The following is a 545-nucleotide window of genomic DNA, read 5'->3' on the forward strand; positions in this document are numbered from 1 at the left end:
CTACTTGTGGTTAACTCTGGTCGATTCCAATAGCCCCTGGCAACACCTGCACCACCGATATAAAGTTCTCCAATACTTCCTGTAGGAACTGGTTGCATCTTCTCGTTCAACACGTATAACTTGACGTTAGGAAAAGCAGAACCGATATGTAGCTGCTCAGAGTTTGATACCCGAGTTACGGTTGAGCCAACGGTCGCTTCTGTTGGTCCGTACTCATTAAAAAATCGCTCACTGATAGAGTAAACATGCTCTGTACAAGGCGCGGTTAATCGTTCACCCCCAACAAGCAATGTATCCAGTTTGTAGTTATTTAATTCTATTAAAACAGCCAGGCTCGGCGTGGTCTTAACGAAATTAATTTTGTTTGTTTCCAGATGATGTTGATACTGAACTAAATCAGTTAACTCACCCGAATAAACAACCACAGTTCCACCGGCAAGAAGCGGACAGATGTTATTGGCAACAGTCAGGTCGAAACAGTAATTGGTGGAACAGTCCACTCGCTGAAATATCTCGCCCATGCGGTGTCGCAATCCCTGCATATG

The 545-nt window shown here is 44.4% G+C and carries 1 protein-coding gene; it reads right to left on the reverse strand.

The genetic code is table 11. From position 1 onward, the window contains the following. A partial coding sequence (locus tag IYN84_RS20880; RefSeq protein WP_196141224.1) for an AMP-binding protein occupies window positions 1–521 on the reverse strand: 521 nt, incomplete at its 3' end. Between the last annotated feature and the right edge of the window lie 24 nt (window positions 522–545).

The organism is Aliikangiella sp. G2MR2-5 (assembly GCF_015687155.1).
Taxonomy (GTDB): Bacteria; Pseudomonadota; Gammaproteobacteria; order Enterobacterales; family Kangiellaceae; genus Aliikangiella.